General features: G+C 65.3%; 14 protein-coding genes. 8 read left to right on the forward strand and 6 right to left on the reverse strand.

Features of this window, described 5'->3' with window-relative positions; genetic code table 11:
- The 3 genes from AYB31_RS00360 to bioB form a co-directional block, all read right to left on the reverse strand.
- Nucleotides 1–516 (reverse strand): transporter (locus AYB31_RS00360; RefSeq protein WP_068824629.1); only part of this gene is annotated, 516 nt, incomplete at its 3' end.
- Complete coding sequence (bioF, locus tag AYB31_RS00365) at nt 509–1,678, reverse strand: 8-amino-7-oxononanoate synthase (RefSeq protein ID WP_068824631.1); 1,170 nt, start codon at nt 1,676–1,678, stop codon at nt 509–511. The genes AYB31_RS00360 and bioF, both read right to left, overlap by 8 nt.
- A 118-nt stretch (nt 1,679–1,796) precedes the next feature.
- A complete protein-coding gene (bioB, locus tag AYB31_RS00370) occupies nt 1,797–2,852 on the reverse strand; it encodes a biotin synthase BioB (protein WP_068824633.1) in 1,056 nt (351 codons plus the stop codon).
- A gap of 60 nt (nt 2,853–2,912) precedes the next feature.
- Here bioB and AYB31_RS00375 point away from each other — a divergent pair, with 60 nt between their 5' ends.
- The 4 genes from AYB31_RS00375 to rarD all read left to right on the forward strand — a co-directional run bounded on the left by AYB31_RS00375 (nt 2,913) and on the right by rarD (nt 6,730).
- Nucleotides 2,913–3,647, forward strand: coding sequence for a ComF family protein (locus tag AYB31_RS00375; protein ID WP_068824635.1), 735 nt, complete (start codon nt 2,913–2,915; stop codon nt 3,645–3,647).
- Nucleotides 3,648–3,701: 54 nt separating this feature from the next.
- The gene (locus tag AYB31_RS00380) at nt 3,702–4,676 is read left to right on the forward strand and encodes a serine/threonine protein kinase (RefSeq protein ID WP_068824637.1); all 975 of its coding nucleotides are present in this window, start codon (nt 3,702–3,704) and stop codon (nt 4,674–4,676) included.
- A 49-nt stretch (nt 4,677–4,725) separates the two neighbouring features.
- Nucleotides 4,726–5,703: a lysozyme inhibitor LprI family protein gene (locus tag AYB31_RS00385; protein ID WP_068824639.1), complete on the forward strand. Its 978-nt coding sequence runs from the start codon at nt 4,726–4,728 to the stop codon at nt 5,701–5,703.
- Between the two features lie 130 nt (nt 5,704–5,833).
- Entirely contained in the window at nt 5,834–6,730 is an 897-nt protein-coding gene (gene rarD / locus AYB31_RS00390; RefSeq protein WP_068824641.1) for an EamA family transporter RarD, read from the forward strand.
- Between the two features lie 1,037 nt (nt 6,731–7,767).
- Here rarD and AYB31_RS00395 read toward each other — a convergent pair.
- Nucleotides 7,768–8,286 carry a glycine cleavage system protein R gene (locus tag AYB31_RS00395; RefSeq protein WP_068824642.1) on the reverse strand — a complete coding sequence of 173 codons (519 nt, stop codon included), beginning with the start codon at nt 8,284–8,286 and terminating at the stop codon, nt 7,768–7,770.
- A 36-nt stretch (nt 8,287–8,322) separates the two neighbouring features.
- Nucleotides 8,323–8,766 carry a GNAT family N-acetyltransferase gene (locus tag AYB31_RS00400; protein WP_068824644.1) on the reverse strand — a complete coding sequence of 148 codons (444 nt, stop codon included), beginning with the start codon at nt 8,764–8,766 and terminating at the stop codon, nt 8,323–8,325.
- A gap of 174 nt (nt 8,767–8,940) precedes the next feature.
- Between AYB31_RS00400 and AYB31_RS00405 the strand changes: the two genes are divergently transcribed.
- The 4 genes from AYB31_RS00405 (at nt 8,941) to AYB31_RS00420 (ending at nt 15,926) form a co-directional block, all read left to right on the forward strand.
- Nucleotides 8,941–11,118, forward strand: coding sequence for a malate synthase G (locus tag AYB31_RS00405; RefSeq protein ID WP_068824646.1), 2,178 nt, complete (start codon nt 8,941–8,943; stop codon nt 11,116–11,118).
- 554 nt (nt 11,119–11,672) lie between these two features.
- Nucleotides 11,673–13,487: a DUF1302 domain-containing protein gene (locus AYB31_RS00410; protein WP_068824899.1), complete on the forward strand. Its 1,815-nt coding sequence runs from the start codon at nt 11,673–11,675 to the stop codon at nt 13,485–13,487.
- Nucleotides 13,488–13,510: 23 nt separating this feature from the next.
- On the forward strand, nt 13,511–14,872 hold the full coding sequence (locus AYB31_RS00415; RefSeq protein ID WP_068824648.1) for a DUF1329 domain-containing protein: 1,362 nt from the start codon (nt 13,511–13,513) through the stop codon (nt 14,870–14,872).
- 142 nt (nt 14,873–15,014) lie between these two features.
- On the forward strand, nt 15,015–15,926 hold the full coding sequence (locus tag AYB31_RS00420; protein WP_068824650.1) for a LysR substrate-binding domain-containing protein: 912 nt from the start codon (nt 15,015–15,017) through the stop codon (nt 15,924–15,926).
- Nucleotides 15,927–15,933: 7 nt separating this feature from the next.
- Here AYB31_RS00420 and AYB31_RS00425 read toward each other — a convergent pair whose 3' ends face one another.
- Complete coding sequence (locus AYB31_RS00425; protein ID WP_068824652.1) at nt 15,934–16,398, reverse strand: OsmC family protein; 465 nt, start codon at nt 16,396–16,398, stop codon at nt 15,934–15,936.
- Between the last annotated feature and the right edge of the window lie 23 nt (nt 16,399–16,421).

Here is a 16,421-nt window from a genome sequence, read left to right on the forward strand (position 1 = left end):
CCCGTCGAAGTTGCCGGACACTTCGAGGCCAGCCAGCAGCACGTCGGGCGCCTGCCGCGGCGCCGCGGCCTGCAGCTGGCGCGCCAGGCTGCGCGCCTCGTCAGCGCCCTGGGTACAGAGCAGGGCGAACCGCTTGAGGATGTTTTCCGACTGCAGCCGGCAGCCATCGACGAAGGCGTCGAACGTGGCCTCGGCCATGGCGAACGGCCAATCGGGGCCGGCGACGAAACAGGGATTGCTGGCCAGGGTCAGCAGGCCGCGGCAGCGTTCGCCGCGCAGCGCCGCCAGTTCGCTGGCGAGCATGCCGCCGAGCGACCAGCCACCCAGCCAGGTGTCGGCGGGCAGGCGCTCGTCCAGCTCCAGCAGCCAGTCGCGCGGCTCGCCGCGGGTCAGCTCCGGCAGCGGTTCGATCTCCACCTTGAGCGCCGGATCAAGTCCGCGCAGGGCCTCGGCCAGTACCTCCAGCGGCAGGCTACCGAGGCCCCAGCCGGGCAGCAGGATTAGATGGTCACGCATCGCCATTCACCATCGGCCAGCATTCGGCCAAGGCAGCGAGCAGGCGCTCCAGCTGCGCCTCGCTGTGGGTGGCGGAGAGCGTCACCCGCAGGCGTGCGCTGCCGGCCGGTACGGTCGGCGGGCGGATGGCGCCGACCAGCAGGCCGCGCGCCTTGAGCAGCGCAGAGAGCTGCAGGGCGCGGGCACTGTCGCCGACCAGGATCGGCTGGATCGGCGTCGGACTGTCCATCAGGCTCAGGCCGATCTCGGCGGCACCCTGGCGGAAGCGTGCAATCAGTTGGTTCAGGTGCTCGCGACGCCAGCCCTCGGTGCGCAGCAGCTGCAGGCTCTTCAGCGTGGCGCAGGCCACCGCCGGTGGCTGGCTGGTGGTGTAGATATAGGGACGGGCGAACTGGATCAGGGTTTCGATCAGCTCCTCGCTGCCGGCGACGAAGGCGCCGGCGGTGCCGAAGGCCTTGCCCAGGGTACCGACCAGCACCTGCACATCGTCCAGGCCCAAGCCGAAGTGCTCGACGATGCCGCCGCCCGTGGCACCCAGCGGGCCGAAACCATGGGCGTCATCGACCATCACCCAGGTGTCTTTCCTGCGCGCCTCGGCACACAGCGCCGGCAGGTCGGCCAGGTCGCCGTCCATGCTGAACACGCCGTCGGTGACCACCAGGGTATTGCCCGTGGCTTTCTCCAGGCGGCTGGCCAGGCTGGCTGCATCGTTGTGCAGGTAGCGCGAGAAGCGCGCGCCGGACAGCAGCCCGGCGTCCAGCAGCGAGGCATGATTGATACGGTCTTCCAGCACCGTATCGCCCTGCCCGACCAGCGCCGTGACTGCCGCCAGGTTGGCCATGTAGCCGGTGGAAAACAGCAACGCGCGCGGGCGCCCGGTGAACTCGGCCAGCGCCTCCTCCAGCTCGTGGTGCGGGGTGCTGTGGCCGATCACCAGGTGCGAGGCGCCGCCACCGACGCCCCATCTTTCCGCGCCGTGGCGCATGGCGGCGATCACCTCGGGATGGTTGGCCAGGCCCAGGTAGTCGTTGGAACAGAAGGCCAGCAGCGTCTGGCCGTCGACCTGTACCTCCGGGCCCTGCGGGCTGGCCAGCAACGGGCGCTGGCGGAACAGATCGGCAGCCTGGCGCTCGGCGAGGCGGGAAGCGAGATCGAAAGACATGAGCAACCTTGATGGCCGTGGGAGCGATTGCGCGGCATTGCGCTGGGCGGCACCCTCGCCTCAACCGCGATGCTGTCTGGTCATCGCGGCTAAAGCCGCTCCCACAAAAGCGTTAGCGTCAGACGGCGGCGTCGTAGAACAGCTGCGAGTCGCGCTGCTCGACCAGGGCCTGCTCGATGGCGGCCTGGTGCACCTCGTCGGCGTGTTCTTCACGCTCCTCCGGCTTGATGCCGAGGCGGGCGAACAGCTGCATGTCCTTGTCTGCCTGCGGGTTGGCGGTGGTCAGCAGCTTCTCGCCGTAGAAGATCGAGTTGGCGCCGGCCATGAAGGCCAGGGCCTGCATCTGCTCGTTCATCTGCTCGCGGCCGGCGGACAGGCGCACATGCGACTTCGGCATCATGATCCGCGCCACGGCCAGGGTGCGGATGAAGTCGAACGGATCGACGTCCTTCTCCTCGGCCAGCGGCGTGCCCTTCACCTTCACCAGCATGTTGATCGGCACCGACTCCGGATGCTCGGGCAGGTTGGCCAGCTGGATCAGCAGGCCGGCACGGTCGTCGATCGACTCGCCCATGCCGAGGATGCCACCGGAGCAGATCTTCATCCCCGCCTCGCGCACATAGGCCAGGGTCTGCAGGCGCTCGCTGTAGGTGCGGGTGGTGATGATGTTGCCGTAGAACTCCGGCGAGGTATCGAGGTTGTGGTTGTAGTAGTCGAGGCCGGCTTCGGCGAGCGCCTTGGTCTGCTCCTGATCGAGCTTGCCCAGGGTCATGCAGGTTTCCAGGCCGAGCTTCTTCACGCCCTCGACCATCTTCAGCACGTAGGGCATGTCCTTGGCGGACGGGTGCTTCCACGCCGCGCCCATGCAGAAGCGCGTGGAGCCGATGGCCTTGGCCTCGGCGGCCGCCTCCAGCACCTTCTGCACTTCCATCAGTTTTTCTTTGTCGAGGCCGGTGTTGTAGTGGCCGGACTGCGGGCAATACTTGCAGTCTTCCGGGCAGGCGCCGGTCTTGATCGACAGCAGGGTGGAAACCTGCACGCGGTTCGGGTCGAAATGCGCGCGGTGCACGGTCTGCGCCTGGAACAGCAGGTCATTGAACGGCTGCTCGAACAGCGCCCTGACCTCGGCGAGGGACCAATCGTGACGGGTGACGGAAGCGGTACTGGCGCTCATCGGGGTAATCCTTGTTCTAGGCTGTGCAACACGGCTGCCGGCATCGTCAAGGGAAGGACCATGCACTGTCAACCATCGCGCGATAACTCGGTTTACAAGTGGACAAAAAACAAACAGCCGTGCCTGATCTGTGACGAGCAGAGCGACACCGGCGAGGCCCTGTGCAGCGCCTGCGAAGCCGAGCTGCCGTGGCTGAGCGGACACTGCAGCACCTGCGCCCTGCCCTTGCCGAGCGAAGGCCTGCTCTGCGGCCAGTGCCAGAAACGCCCACCGAGCTTCGCCCGGGTGGAGGTGCCGTGGCGCTATGCCTTCCCGGTCGACAGCCTGATCACTCGCTTCAAGCATCAGCAACAATGGCCCATGGGACGCCTGCTCGGTGCCTTGTTGTCACATCATCTGCAACACGCCTTCGCCGAAGGCCTGCCGCGCCCGGACCTGCTGCTGCCGGTGCCGCTGGGGCGCAAGCGTCTGCGCCAGCGCGGCTTCAACCAGGCCGGCATGCTCGCCGGCTGGCTTGCCCGCAGTTTGCAGTTGCCCCTGCAGGAACACTGGCTGCTGCGCCCGCGTGAAGGCGCGCACCAGCAGGAACTGGACGCCGCCGCGCGCAAGCGCAACCTGCGTCAGGCCTTCGCCCTGCACGATCGCGCGCAGGTGGCCGGGCGGCACATAGCGCTGGTCGACGATGTGCTGACCACCGGCGCCACCGCCGAGGCCATCGCGCGCCTGTTGTTGCGAGCAGGGGCAACCCGGGTGGACATCTATTGTCTGGCCCGTACGCCAAAACCCGGAGACTGAACCCCCGACGCACAGACGAGAGGGCTACACTGGGCGCCCTGAATGGAGCACCCCATGAGCCACCCCTTCGCCACCTTGACACCCGACCTGGTCCTCGACGCCGTGGAGAGCATCGGCTACCTCAGCGACGCCCGCGTGCTGGCGCTGAACAGCTACGAGAACCGCGTCTACCAGGTCGGCATAGAGGATGAGCAACCGCTAATCGCCAAGTTCTACCGCCCCGACCGCTGGAGTGACGAGGCGATCCGCGAGGAGCACAGCTTCAGCCAGGAGCTGGCCGAGTGCGACGTACCGGTAGTCGCGCCACTGCAGCGCGATGGCGAGAGCCTGTTCGAGCACGCCGGCTTCCGCTTTGCCCTATTCCCGCGCCGCGGCGGCCGCGCGCCTGAGCCGGGCAACCTCGACCAGCTGTACCGCCTCGGCCAGTTGCTCGGCCGCTTGCACGGCGTGGGTGCCAGCCGGCCCTTCGCGCACCGCGAGACGCTGGCCGTGGACAACTTCGGCCACGCTTCGCTGGCCACGCTGCTGGAAGGTGGCTTCGTGCCGCGCAGCCTGCTGCCCGCTTACGAGTCGGTGGCCCGCGACCTGCTGAGACGCCTGGACGAACTGTTCGCCCGCGTGCGCTACACGCCGATCCGCCTGCATGGCGATTGCCACCCGGGCAACCTGCTGCACCGCGACGACGCCTTCCATATCGTCGACCTCGACGACTGCCGCATGGGCCCGGCCGTGCAGGACCTGTGGATGATGCTGGCCGGCGACCGCCAGGAGCGTCTCGGCCAGCTCTCCGAGTTGATCGATGGTTACCAGGAATTCCACGACTTCGACGCCCGCGAGCTGCCGCTGATCGAGGGCCTGCGTGCCCTGCGCCTGCTCCACCACAGCGCCTGGATCGCCCGCCGCTGGGATGACCCGGCGTTCCCGCTGGCCTTCCCCTGGTTCGCCAACGAGCGCTACTGGGGCGATCAGATCCTGTCGCTGCGCGAGCAGTTGGCGGCGCTGGATGAAGAGCCGTTGCGGTTGTTCTGATCCGGCAGGCAGACTGCTAACGATTTCAGCCACTCGACAAGGATCGTCCATGGCCCGCCACACGCTCGCGCTGCTCTGTTTGCTCCCCCTGACCGCCAATGCCGCCAGTTTCGACTGCGCGCAGGCGAGCCATCCGCTGGAACAGAGCATCTGTGCCGACCCCACGCTAGCGGAAATGGACGAGCGATTAAGCACGACCTTCCGTCGAGCCCGTCAGTTCGGCATCGAGGGCGACGACGAACTGCTGAAGGAACAACGCAGTTGGCTACGGGAAACCCGCCAGGCCTGTGCCGCCACATCAGACATCGCGGCCTGCGGTCGCGAGCACTATGGCTGGCGCCTTCAAGAGCTGGCCTCGCTCCCCCACGCGGTCGAGAGCCTGCCTGAAACCGGTGCGCTGCAGCTTAACGAGGCCTCGGCTCAGTTCGATTTTTCCCTCGCCCTGGACGAACCCTGCGCCGACACCAGCTGCGAAGGAAGTGGTCGACTTGCCGTGCTGAAAAAAGGTTCGAGCAAGCCATTGCAGGTCATTGCCCTGCCTGGAGTCTTTCTCTCACGCCGCGCCGATGGCCAACCACTGGTCAACTCGGCACAGCTGTACGCCTATCAGGGGGTCGTCAATGTGGGTGACTTCAACTTCGATGGTGCCGAAGACTTTGCCGTGCAGAACGGCAATCGTGGCTCCTATGGCGGCCCCAGCTACGACGTATTCCTCTACGAACCCCGAGTCAGAGCCTTCCGCTATTCCCGCGCGCTGAGCGCCCTGATCGAATCAACGCTCGGGTTCTTCGCCGTAGACGAAAAGGCCAAGCGACTGGAAACCTTCGCCAAGAGCGGTTGCTGCTGGCACCAGCAGGAGCGCTACAAGGTCACCAACAATCGACCTGTTGCGGTGTGGCGCTTTACCGAAGATGCCACCGTCCAAGGTGACGTCGTGCTTCTAACCACAGAGGAGCTGATCGACGGCAACTGGCAGGTGACAGAGTCGAAGACGCTGCCCATCAAGGACTATTACGCGACGCCCTGAGTGATGTAACGAAGACGTTACGGGAATCCTCGTACGTGCACCCTGCGCAAAGCTGATCACACAGACAAACTCCCTGGACCGGCACTAGAATCAGCTGACTTTGTTAGCTGCCTAACCACCAAGGAAAACCATGGCCACCGCCCACCCCACTCGGGGTTATACCCTCGGCATTGCCGCCTACATCATCTGGGGCCTGTTCCCGCTCTACTTCAAAGCCATCCAGGCCGTACCGCCGCTGGAGATCGTGGTGCATCGGGCGCTGTGGTCGGCGCTGTTCGGCATGATCCTGCTGCAACTGTGGAAACACCCCGGCTGGTGGCGCGAGCTGCGCGACAACCCCAAGCGCCTGGCCGTGCTGACCGGCAGTGGCCTGCTGATCGCCAGCAACTGGCTGGTGTATGTCTGGGCGGTGAACAACGGCCGCATGCTCGAAGCCAGCCTCGGCTACTACATCAACCCGCTGATCAACGTGCTGCTCGGCATGCTCCTGCTCGGCGAACGCCTGCGCCGCCTGCAGTGGGTCGCGGTCGGCCTGGCCGCGGTCGGCGTGCTGCAGCAGTTGTGGCAGGTGGGCAGCATCCCCTGGGTGTCACTGGTGCTGGCGCTGACCTTCGGCTTCTATGGCTTGATCCGCAAGCAGGCGCCGGTTGCTGCGCTGCCTGGGCTGGTAGTGGAAACCTGGCTGCTGCTGCCGGTGGCCATCGGCTGGTTGCTGCTGCACCCGGCAGCGGTCAGTGCCCAGCCCGGCTTCTGGAGCAGCAGCGAGGCGCTGTGGCTGATTTCCGCCGGCCCGATCACCCTGGTGCCGCTGCTGTGCTTCAACGCCGCTGCGCGCCACCTGCCCTACACGACGCTGGGGTTCCTGCAGTACATCGCACCGACCCTGGTGCTGCTGCAGGCGGTACTGCTGTTCGGCGAGACGCTGGAATCGAGCAAGCTGCTGTCCTTCGTCTGCATCTGGGCCGCACTGTTCATCTACAGCCTGGATATCTGGCTGGGCATGCGCCGTCGTGGCCAGGCGGCCTGAGCGAAAAAAAAGCGAAACACTGCAAGCCGCGCCGTCTCAGGCGCGGCGCTATTGCTCCAGTGCTTGTCCACAGCCTCATCCCCAGACTCTGTGCACAAACGGCAACTGCCTGAACAATTCCTGAGCAAAACGCTGAGGCCTGCAGCAGCAGTGGCCCTGAGCCCGATCCCCCCAGGCTATCCACAGACCTGCCCCAGCAATCCGGGGATATCCGCCCGCTCTGCACCTGCGCCTTATATCCACATCCGCGGGCAATCGCTCCAGCAACACATCCACAGGCCTTGCGGATATCCACTGCACGCCCCTTCAGCGCCTCACGCTGAACAAAAAACCATCTAGTGCCGCAAAGTGCCGCACTGACTGGGCTGGAGCCAGTCATACCGACCTTACCCACAGATTCATCCCCGGACTTTGTGCACAAGCTCAGGCCGCTGACGCTTTTTCAGCCACTGCGCGCCAGGCCACGAATGACTAAGGCTATGGCGGCATCCCCCCAGCCTGCCCACAGAGCCATCCACAGTTTTCGGGGATATCCACCGCGCGCGGCAGGCCTCGCAATACGCAGTCGCAAGCTGCGCAAAAAACCAGCGATCACGCGCAGGCCACGTCGCTCCTGGGCTAGCGCCGGTCATACCGGTGTTGTCCACAGATCCATCCCCGGACTTTGTGCACAAGCGACGGCCGCTGGCGCTTTTTCAGCCACTGCGCGCCAGGCCAGGAATGACGGGGGCTATGGCGGCATCCCCCCAGCCTGCCCACAGAGCCATCCACAGTTTCCGGGGATATCCACCGCGCGTCGCCTGCCTCACACGCCGCAACCGCAAGCTGCGCAAAAAACCAGCGATCCCGCGCAGACCGCGTCGTACCTAGGCTAACGCCGGTCATACCGGCGTTACCCACAGCTTCATCCCCGATCTCTGTGCACAACCAGCAGTGGCCTGTGGATTTTCTGATCAGCCAAAGAAAAGCCCCGGGGCACTAAGCAGTGCGCCGGGGCTCCCCAGACTATCCACAGCTTCACCCCCACAAACTGGGGATCAATCCTCGCTGCGCAGGTTCAGCTCGACCATCAGGTCGTCGGCCAGGTTCTCCAGGCGCTCGCGCAACGCATCCAGTGACAGGCTCAACGGCACCGCCAGCAGCGCCTCGGCATGGAACAGCGGCTCGCTACTCATCGGCGCCGGCGCCACCTCGGTGTTGAGGCGCTCCAGGTTGATGCCCAGCTCGGCCAGCAGGCGGGTAATGTCGCGGACGATGCCGGGGCGGTCGTTGCCGACCAGATCCAGGTGGATGGGCTTCCAGGTGCAGGCCGGCTCGATGCCGCTTTCCGCCACCAGCACGCGGATGCCCTGGGTGTTGAGCTCCTGCAAGCCCTCGACCAGCTCGTCATACCCCACGGCCGGCACGGCCACCCGCAGGATGCCGGCGAATTGCCCGGCCATGCGCGACATGCGGCTTTCCAGCCAGTTGCCGCCGTGAGCAGCGATGCACTGGGCGATGCGTTCGACCAAGCCCGGCTGGTCCGGGGCGATGACGGTGAGTACCAGATGATCCACGGGTGACTCCTTGCGGCAGTTCGAAAAAGGGGCGCGCTAGAGCGCGAGCCAATAGGTATAGAACACCTCATCGCGCACATAGCCAAGCTTTTCGTAGAGCGCCTGGCCGGCGAAGTTGTCCCGCGCCGTTTCCAGTTGCAGGCCACAGGCGCCACAGGCAACGGCGTGCTCCCTGGCGGCCTGCATCAGCGCCTCGGCCACGCCCTGGCGCCGCGCCTCGGCGCGCACATAGAGGTCGCTGAGCAACATGGCCGGCGCCAGGTGCAGCGACGCGAAGAAGGGATACAGCTGAACGAAGCCCTGGGCCACGCCGCCAGCGTCGCGGGCGATGAACAGCGCCGAGTCGCCACGTTCCAGGCGTGCAGTGAGGAAGGCACCGATTTCTGCCGGCGCGCGCGGCACCTGGTAGAAGTCCAGATAAGCGGCAAACAGGGTACTCAGCTCGGCAAGATCGGCAATCACGGCGCGACTGACAGGCATGGCGGCTCCAAACACATGAGGGTCCTGCAGTATAGTCGGGCCCTTGCGGCGATCCGCCGGGCGGCCGCAGTTTGTGACTGATTTTTCCTTTCGAGTCATGTAGTATCCCGCCGCTTTTACTACATGGGCGTCCGGCCCGGATTTAGAGCTGTCTGGAATCAAGTGAGGCAAGCAATGACTGAGCGCGTTCAAGTCGGTGGCCTGCAGGTCGCCAAAGCCCTTTACGACTTCATCAACAATGAAGCCATTCCCGGTACCGGCATTGCTGCCGACAAGTTCTGGGCGGGCGCCGAAGCCGTGATCAACGATCTGGCCCCGAAGAACCGCGCCCTGCTGGCCAAGCGTGACGACTTCCAGGCGCAGATCGATGCCTGGCACCAGGCCCGCAAAGGCCAGGCCCACGACGCCGCTGCCTACAAGGCCTTCCTCCAGGAAATCGGCTACCTGCTGCCGGAGCCGGCCGACTTCCAGGCCACCACCCAGAACGTCGACGAAGAAATCGCCCGCCTGGCCGGCCCGCAGCTGGTGGTGCCGGTGATGAACGCCCGCTTCGCCCTGAACGCCTCCAACGCCCGCTGGGGTTCGCTGTACGACGCGCTGTACGGCACCGACGCAATCAGCGAAGAAGGCGGCGCCGAGAAGGGCAAGGGCTACAACAAGGTCCGTGGTGACAAGGTCATCGCCTTCGCCCGCGCCTTCCTCGACGAGGCTGCGCCACTGGCTGCCGGCTCCCACGTCGACTCCACCGCCTACAAGATCGTTGACGGCCGCCTGGTTGTCAGCCTCAAGGGCGGCAGCAACACCGGCCTGCGCGACGACGCGCAGCTGATCGGCTTCCAGGGCGATGCCGCCGCGCCGACCGCCGTGCTGCTCAAGCACAACGGCCTGCACTTCGAGATCCAGATCGACGCTTCCAGCCCGATCGGCCAGACCGACGCCGCCGGCGTGAAGGACGTGCTGATGGAAGCCGCCCTGACCACCATCATGGACTGCGAAGACTCCGTGGCCGCCGTCGATGCCGACGACAAGGTCGTGGTCTACCGCAACTGGCTGGGCCTGATGAAAGGCGACCTGGCTGAAGAAGTCAGCAAGGGCGGCCAGACCTTCACCCGCACCATGAACCCGGACCGCGTTTACACCAAGGTCGACGGCTCAGAGCTGACCCTGCACGGTCGCAGCCTGCTGTTCGTGCGTAACGTCGGCCACCTGATGACCAACCCGGCCATCCTCGACGCCGCCGGCAACGAGATTCCGGAAGGCATTCAGGACGCGCTGTTCACCAGCCTGATCGCCATCCACAACCTGAATGGCAACACCAGCCGCAAGAACACCCGCACCGGCTCCGTGTACATCGTCAAGCCGAAGATGCACGGCCCGGAAGAAGTCGCCTTCACCACCGAGATCTTCGGTCGCGTCGAAGACGTGCTGGGCCTGGCGCGCAACACCCTGAAAGTCGGCATCATGGACGAAGAGCGCCGCACCACCGTCAACCTGAAAGCCTGCATCAAGGCCGCCAGCGAGCGCGTGGTGTTCATCAACACCGGCTTCCTCGACCGTACCGGTGACGAAATCCACACCTCCATGGAAGCCGGCGCCGTGGTGCGCAAGGCGGCCATGAAGGCCGAGAAGTGGATCGGTGCCTACGAGAACTGGAACGTCGACATCGGCCTGGCCACCGGCCTGCAAGGCCGCGCGCAAATCGGCAAGGGCATGTGGGCCATGCCCGACCTGATGGCCGCCATGCTCGAGCAGAAGATCGCTCACCCGCTGGCCGGCGCCAACACCGCCTGGGTGCCGTCACCGACCGCCGCCGCGCTGCACGCCCTGCACTACCACAAGGTCGACGTGTTCGCCCGCCAGGCCGAACTGGCCAAGCGCGAGCGCGCTTCGCTGGACGACATCCTGAGCATCCCGCTGGCACCGAACACCAACTGGACCCCGGAAGAAATCCAGAACGAACTGGACAACAACTCCCAGGGCATCCTCGGCTACGTGGTGCGCTGGATCGACCAGGGCGTCGGCTGCTCCAAGGTGCCGGACATCAACGACGTCGGCCTGATGGAAGACCGCGCTACCCTGCGCATCTCCGCCCAGCTGCTGGCCAACTGGCTGCGCCACGGCATCGTCACCGAAGAGCAGGTGGTCGCCAGCCTCAAGCGCATGGCGCCGGTGGTGGACAAGCAGAACGCCAACGACCCGCTGTACCGCCCGCTGGCCCCGAACTTCGACAGCAACATCGCCTTCCAGGCCGCCCTGGAACTGGTAGTCGAAGGCACCAAGCAGCCGAACGGCTACACCGAGCCGGTGCTGCACCGCCGCCGCCGCGAGTTCAAGGCCGCCAACGGTCTGTAACTCGTAGCCGCTGTGAAAGAACCGCCCTCCGGGGCGGTTTTTTTATGGCCAAGCAGCTGAGGTGCTGCATGGTCTGCTGGGCGGCACCCAGCCTTGGCCACGACAACCGCAGCACGAAGTAGCTCCAAGCCCCGCCATCGCGGCTAAAGCCGCTCCCACAAGGGCCTCGCGGCATGTGCCTACTGGGGCGGCATGGCAGGGCTTGCGGGGGAGGTTGAACGACCCTGCGCTTTAGCCGGGATTACAGAGCCAAGGGCCACGCCGTGCTACCCACCCAAACGCCCGAAACGAGTGCAGCGGGACATTCCTGCTTATCGGGATAACTCGCGGTTATGCGCAGCACACGACGGCAAGCCCCAGCTGGCGGGCTTTGTCCAGCCCCTGGGGGAAACGCATCCGGCTGTCCTCACCTTTGGCTATGGGCATAAGGATTATTCAGAAGTCAGGACAGGGGCAGCCACCTAGGATGCCCCGGCACCTGTCATCAGGCTGCAAAGAAGTGATGCGCCGCGCGGCTCGTGCTGCCGGCCTTCTTTGACCAGCAGGAGAGCTCCATGAAAAGAACAACAACAGGCGCGAGGGCCATGCACCCTCACGCCCTGGCTCTGGCCGTAGCATTGGCAACAGCACTACCGGCCCAGGCCGCCAGTTTCAACATCGGGGAAATCGAAGGGCGCTTCGACTCGGCCCTGTCCATCGGCGCCAGCTGGGCCATGGACGACGCCGACGGCAAATTCATCGGCAAGGCCAACGGCGGCACGGCATCGAGCCGCACCAGCGACGATGGCCGCCTGAATTTCAAGAAGGGCGAGACCTTCTCCAAGATCTTCAAGGGCGTGCACGACCTGCAGCTGAGCTACGGCGAGACCGGCGTGTTCCTGCGTGGCAAGTACTGGTACGACTTCGAACTGAAGGATGAGCACCGTCTGAACTACGACATCGACGACAGCGGCCGCGACAGCGCTGCCAAGTCCTCCGGGGTCGAGTTGCTGGACGCATTCATCTACCACAACTATCTGCTGGGCGATCTGCCGGGCAGCGTGCGCGCCGGCAAGCAGGTGGTGAGCTGGGGCGAGAGCACCTTCATCGGCAACGGCATCAACGCCATCAACCCGGCCGATGTCGCTTCCTTCCGCCGCCCGGGCTCGGAAATCAAGGAAGGCCTGATCCCGGTCAGCATGCTCTACATCACCCAAGGCTTGAGCGACAACCTGTCCATCGAGGCCTTCTACCAGTTGAAATGGGAGAAGACCGTGCTGGACAACTGCGGAACCTTCTTCGGTGCCGACACCGCGGCCAAGGGCTGCAACCTGGGTGTGGCCACCTTCGGAAACGATTTCGACCGCGATCCGGCGGTGTACGGCTGGATACCGCGCCAGAGTGATCAGGAGGCGCGCGACGGCGGCCAGTTCGGCGTGGCCCTGCGCTGGCTGGCGCCGCAGTTGAACGACACCGAGTTCGGCTTCTACGCCATGAATTACCACAGCCGTACGCCGGAGAGCATGTGGACGGTGGGCAACGCCAGCCTCAGCGCCGTCACCGGCGCCCCTGGGCCGGGCAGCGCGCGCTACTACCTGGAGTACCCGGAAGACATCCGCCTCTACGGCATCAGCTTCGCCACCACCACTCCGGACGGCACCGCGCTGTCCGGCGAGATCAGCTACCGACCGAACATGCCGCTGTCGCTCAACGGTACCGACGTGTCCACCGCCGCCAGCGTCGGCGCGCTGGTCAACCTGCTCGGCATCGAAGGCCTGGCGATCTTCGACAGCGGCTGGGCCGATGCCCGCCAGGGCAGCCTGGTGCCGGGCTACCAGCGCCTGCCATTCACCCAGGCCCAGGTCAGCGCCGTGCGTACATTCGACAACGTGCTGAGCAGCGACCGCCTGGCCCTGGTCGGCGAAGTCGGTTACAGCCATATCGGCGACCTCGGCTCGGCCGACGGCTCCGACCTGCGTTTCGGCCGTAGCAGCGTGTTCGGCTACGGCCAGCTACCCGCATCCGCGGCGGCACTCGGCAACAACGGCAACCAGCTCTGCTCCGCCCTGCTCAATAGCGCCAACCCGGGGCAATGCACCGACAAGGGCTTCTACACCCAGAACTCCTGGGGTTATCGCCTGCGTGCACAGCTGGAGTTCAACGACGCCGTCGCCGGGGTCAACCTCAAGCCCAACCTGGCCTTCGCCCACGACGTCGAGGGCAACGGCCCGACCTTCACCGAGGGCAACCGGTCGGTGAGCATCGGTCTCGACGCCGACTACCTGTCCACCTACACCGCCAGCCTGAGTTACACCGATTACTTCGGTGGCGACTTCAACACCAACACCGACCGCGACTTCCTCGCCTTCAGCGTCGGCATGAGCTTCTGAGGTCTCTGCACATGACTCTTTCGATGACCCGCACGCAACTGCTGCGTACCGGCCTGCTCGGCCTCGCCCTGCTCGCCAACCAGACCCTGGCCGCGGTGCCGGCCGAGCAGATCGCCCGCCTCGACCGGGACCTGACCCCGGTCGGCGCCGAACGGGCCGGCAATGCCGACGGCAGTATCCCGGCCTGGACCGGCGGTCTGGCCAGGGACGCCGGCCAGCGCGACGCCGACGGCTTCCTTGCCGACCCGTTCGCCGCCGACCAACCGCTGTTCACCATCACCGCGGACAATCTCGGCCAGTACCAGGACAAACTGACCCCCGGCCAAATCGCCCTGCTCAAGCGCTACCCGCAGAGCTACCGCATCCCGGTCTATCCGACCCGGCGCTCGGTCAGCCTGCCCCCGGACTACCTGGAAGTCACTCGCCGCAACGCCTCCGACACCCAGCTCGCCGAAGGCGGCAACGGCCTGCTCGGCTATCGCAGCGGCGGCCTGCCCTTCGTCATTCCGCAGAACGGCCTGGAAGTGATTTGGAACCACATCGGCCGCTATCGCGGCCGGGCCTACCAGCGCATGGTGGTGCAGGCCTCGCCGCAGGCCAACGGCGCCTTCACCCCGAGCCTGATCAAGCAGCAACTGACCTACCCGGTGGCCCTGTCCGACTACACACCAGAGGAAATGGCCAACTTACTCTTCCTGTACCGCGAGGAGTTCCTCTCCCCGGCCCGCCTGGCCGGCGGCGTGCTGCTGGTCCACGAGACCATCAACCAGGTCAAGGAGCCGCGCATGGCCTGGCAGTACAACGCAGGCCAGCGCCGCGTGCGCCGCGCGCCGCAGGTCGCCTACGACAGCCCCGGTGCCGAAGGCATGCGCACCATGGACGATTTCGACATGTTCAACGGCTCGCCGGATCGCTTCGACTGGCAGCTGGTGGGCAAGAAGGAGATCTACATCCCCTACAACAGCTACCGAATGGGTTCGCCCAAGCTGAAGTACACAGACATCATCCAGCCCGGCCATCTCAACCCCGAACACGCCCGTTACGAGCTGCACCGGGTCTGGCACCTGACCGCCACTCTCAAGGCCGGAGAGCGGCATGTCTATTCGCGCCGCGATTTCTTCATCGACGAGGATAGCTGGCAAGCCGCCGAGGTCGATGCCTACGACGGCCGTGGCCAACTGTGGCGCGTGTCCGAAGGTCACAGCCTGTTCTTCTACGATCAGCAGGCCCCGCAGTTCAGCGCCGAAACCCACTACGACATACTCTCCGGTCGCTACGCCGTCAGCGCGCTGTACAACGAGCAGCAACGCGCCTACCAGTTCGACGTGCAATACAGCCGTAAACAGTTCACCCCCAGCGCCTTGCGTGCCGCGGGCATTCGCTGAGTTCCACGCGATACTCCACCTTGGGCGGCCTACGGGCCGCCGCTTTTTTATCGCTTGCAGCGACAACCTGTCGGTATTTGCCCCCGAGGTGCATCGTCTGCTTTAGAGTCCGCCACTCGCCCATGACATTCCGGCCTTGCTCATGAAGCTGCACCAGCTCCGCGCCATCGTCGCTATCAGCGAGAGTGGCAGTATCCAGGAGGCCTCGCGTCTGCTGTACATCTCCCAGCCGGCCCTGTCCAAAAGCATCAAGGAGCTGGAGACCGAGCTCGGCGTGCCCCTGCTGATCCGCTCCAACCGTGGCATCACGGTCACCGACTACGGCGAGCGCCTGGTACGCCGCGCCCGCCTGATCCTTGAAGAGGTGCGCCGCGCCCGCGAGGAGATAGAGACCCTCAAGGGCACCATGGACGGCAAGGTGGCCATCGGCGTGTCGCCGGTCACCCCCGGCGCCCAGTTCATCGATAGCCTCAACCGCTACCGCAAGCGCTATCCCAAGGTGCAGGTGCAGATCCACGAACTGCGTCCGTCCAAACTGATGGAGGCCCTGCGCGAGGGCCTGCTGGACTTGGCGCTGACTTCGCTACCGTCCAACCGCAACAGCGAAGGCTTTCACTGGATCTCGCTGTACAGCCAGCCAGCGGTACTCGCGGTGCGCAAGGGCCACCCACGTAGCGGCGCGCGCTCGCTGCGCGATCTACTCGACCAGGAATGGCTGGTACAGGAGCTGCTGGAGCAATCACAGATCGGCGCGATCTTCGAAGACAATGGCTTGCCCTACCCACAGCAGGTCACCGTGTGCTCCTCGGTGGTGCTGTTCAGCGAGCTGGTAGCGCAAACCGACGCCGTCAGCTACTGGTCACGCCGTGTGCTCGAGCATGTCCGCAAGCTCGGCCAGGAGCTGGAGGTGCTCGAAGTGAGCGAGCAGATACCGCCGATGAACATTTCGCTGGTCTGCCGCGACCAGGAGCTGATGACTCGCGAGGCCAAGGCCCTGGCCGACGAACTGGTGTACGCCTACAAGAGCCCGCATGCGCCTAGGCTGGGCGAATGAGTCAGGCTCAGCTGTAGCGCGGCTCGCAACTCACTTCGGTCTTTACCGAGCTGGCAATAAAGCATTCCTCGTGCGCCTCGTGGTGCAGAGCATCGAGCTGCACTCGGCTGGGCACGGCACCGTTGAAGCTCACTGCCGGACGTAGGGTGACGCGGGTCATGGCTAAGCGGCCCTCGGCGTTCCTGGCCATACGGCCCTCGGCCTGGTCGCGGTAGCTATCCACCTTCCAGCCGTTGCGCGCCGCCAGCGAGAGGAACCAGAGCATATGGCAACTGGACAACGAAGCGACGAAGGCCTCTTCCGGGTCCACCGCGTCCTCGCGCGAGCTAGGCAACGGCACCACATGCGGCGAGGACGAGGCCGGCACCTCGATGCCGCCGTCGAAGCGCCACAGGTGACCGCGACTGTAGCGGTTGTCGAGGAAGTCCTGGTCGCCGCGTGACCAGAGGATTTCGGCGGTATAGAGCGCCATTGTGGCTCTCCCGAACGGATGGC

It is taken from the genome of Pseudomonas sp. BMS12, assembly GCF_001592875.1.
Lineage (GTDB): Bacteria > Pseudomonadota > Gammaproteobacteria > Pseudomonadales > Pseudomonadaceae > Aquipseudomonas.

What these genes read in the sequence shown, in the direction of transcription:
- AYB31_RS00385 (WP_068824639.1), top strand. Translation starts at nt 4,726, where the DNA reads ATGGCCCGCCACACGCTCGCGCTGCTCTGTTTGCTCCCCCTGACCGCC.
- AYB31_RS00375 (WP_068824635.1), top strand. Translation starts at nt 2,913, where the DNA reads ATGCACTGTCAACCATCGCGCGATAACTCGGTTTACAAGTGGACAAAA.
- AYB31_RS00380 (WP_068824637.1), top strand. Translation starts at nt 3,702, where the DNA reads ATGAGCCACCCCTTCGCCACCTTGACACCCGACCTGGTCCTCGACGCC.
- AYB31_RS00425 (WP_068824652.1), bottom strand. Translation starts at nt 16,398, where the DNA reads ATGGCGCTCTATACCGCCGAAATCCTCTGGTCACGCGGCGACCAGGAC.
- rarD (WP_068824641.1), top strand. Translation starts at nt 5,834, where the DNA reads ATGGCCACCGCCCACCCCACTCGGGGTTATACCCTCGGCATTGCCGCC.
- bioB (WP_068824633.1), bottom strand. Translation starts at nt 2,852, where the DNA reads ATGAGCGCCAGTACCGCTTCCGTCACCCGTCACGATTGGTCCCTCGCC.
- AYB31_RS00400 (WP_068824644.1), bottom strand. Translation starts at nt 8,766, where the DNA reads ATGCCTGTCAGTCGCGCCGTGATTGCCGATCTTGCCGAGCTGAGTACC.
- AYB31_RS00420 (WP_068824650.1), top strand. Translation starts at nt 15,015, where the DNA reads ATGAAGCTGCACCAGCTCCGCGCCATCGTCGCTATCAGCGAGAGTGGC.
- bioF (WP_068824631.1), bottom strand. Translation starts at nt 1,678, where the DNA reads ATGTCTTTCGATCTCGCTTCCCGCCTCGCCGAGCGCCAGGCTGCCGAT.
- AYB31_RS00410 (WP_068824899.1), top strand. Translation starts at nt 11,673, where the DNA reads ATGAAAAGAACAACAACAGGCGCGAGGGCCATGCACCCTCACGCCCTG.
- AYB31_RS00405 (WP_068824646.1), top strand. Translation starts at nt 8,941, where the DNA reads ATGACTGAGCGCGTTCAAGTCGGTGGCCTGCAGGTCGCCAAAGCCCTT.
- AYB31_RS00415 (WP_068824648.1), top strand. Translation starts at nt 13,511, where the DNA reads ATGACCCGCACGCAACTGCTGCGTACCGGCCTGCTCGGCCTCGCCCTG.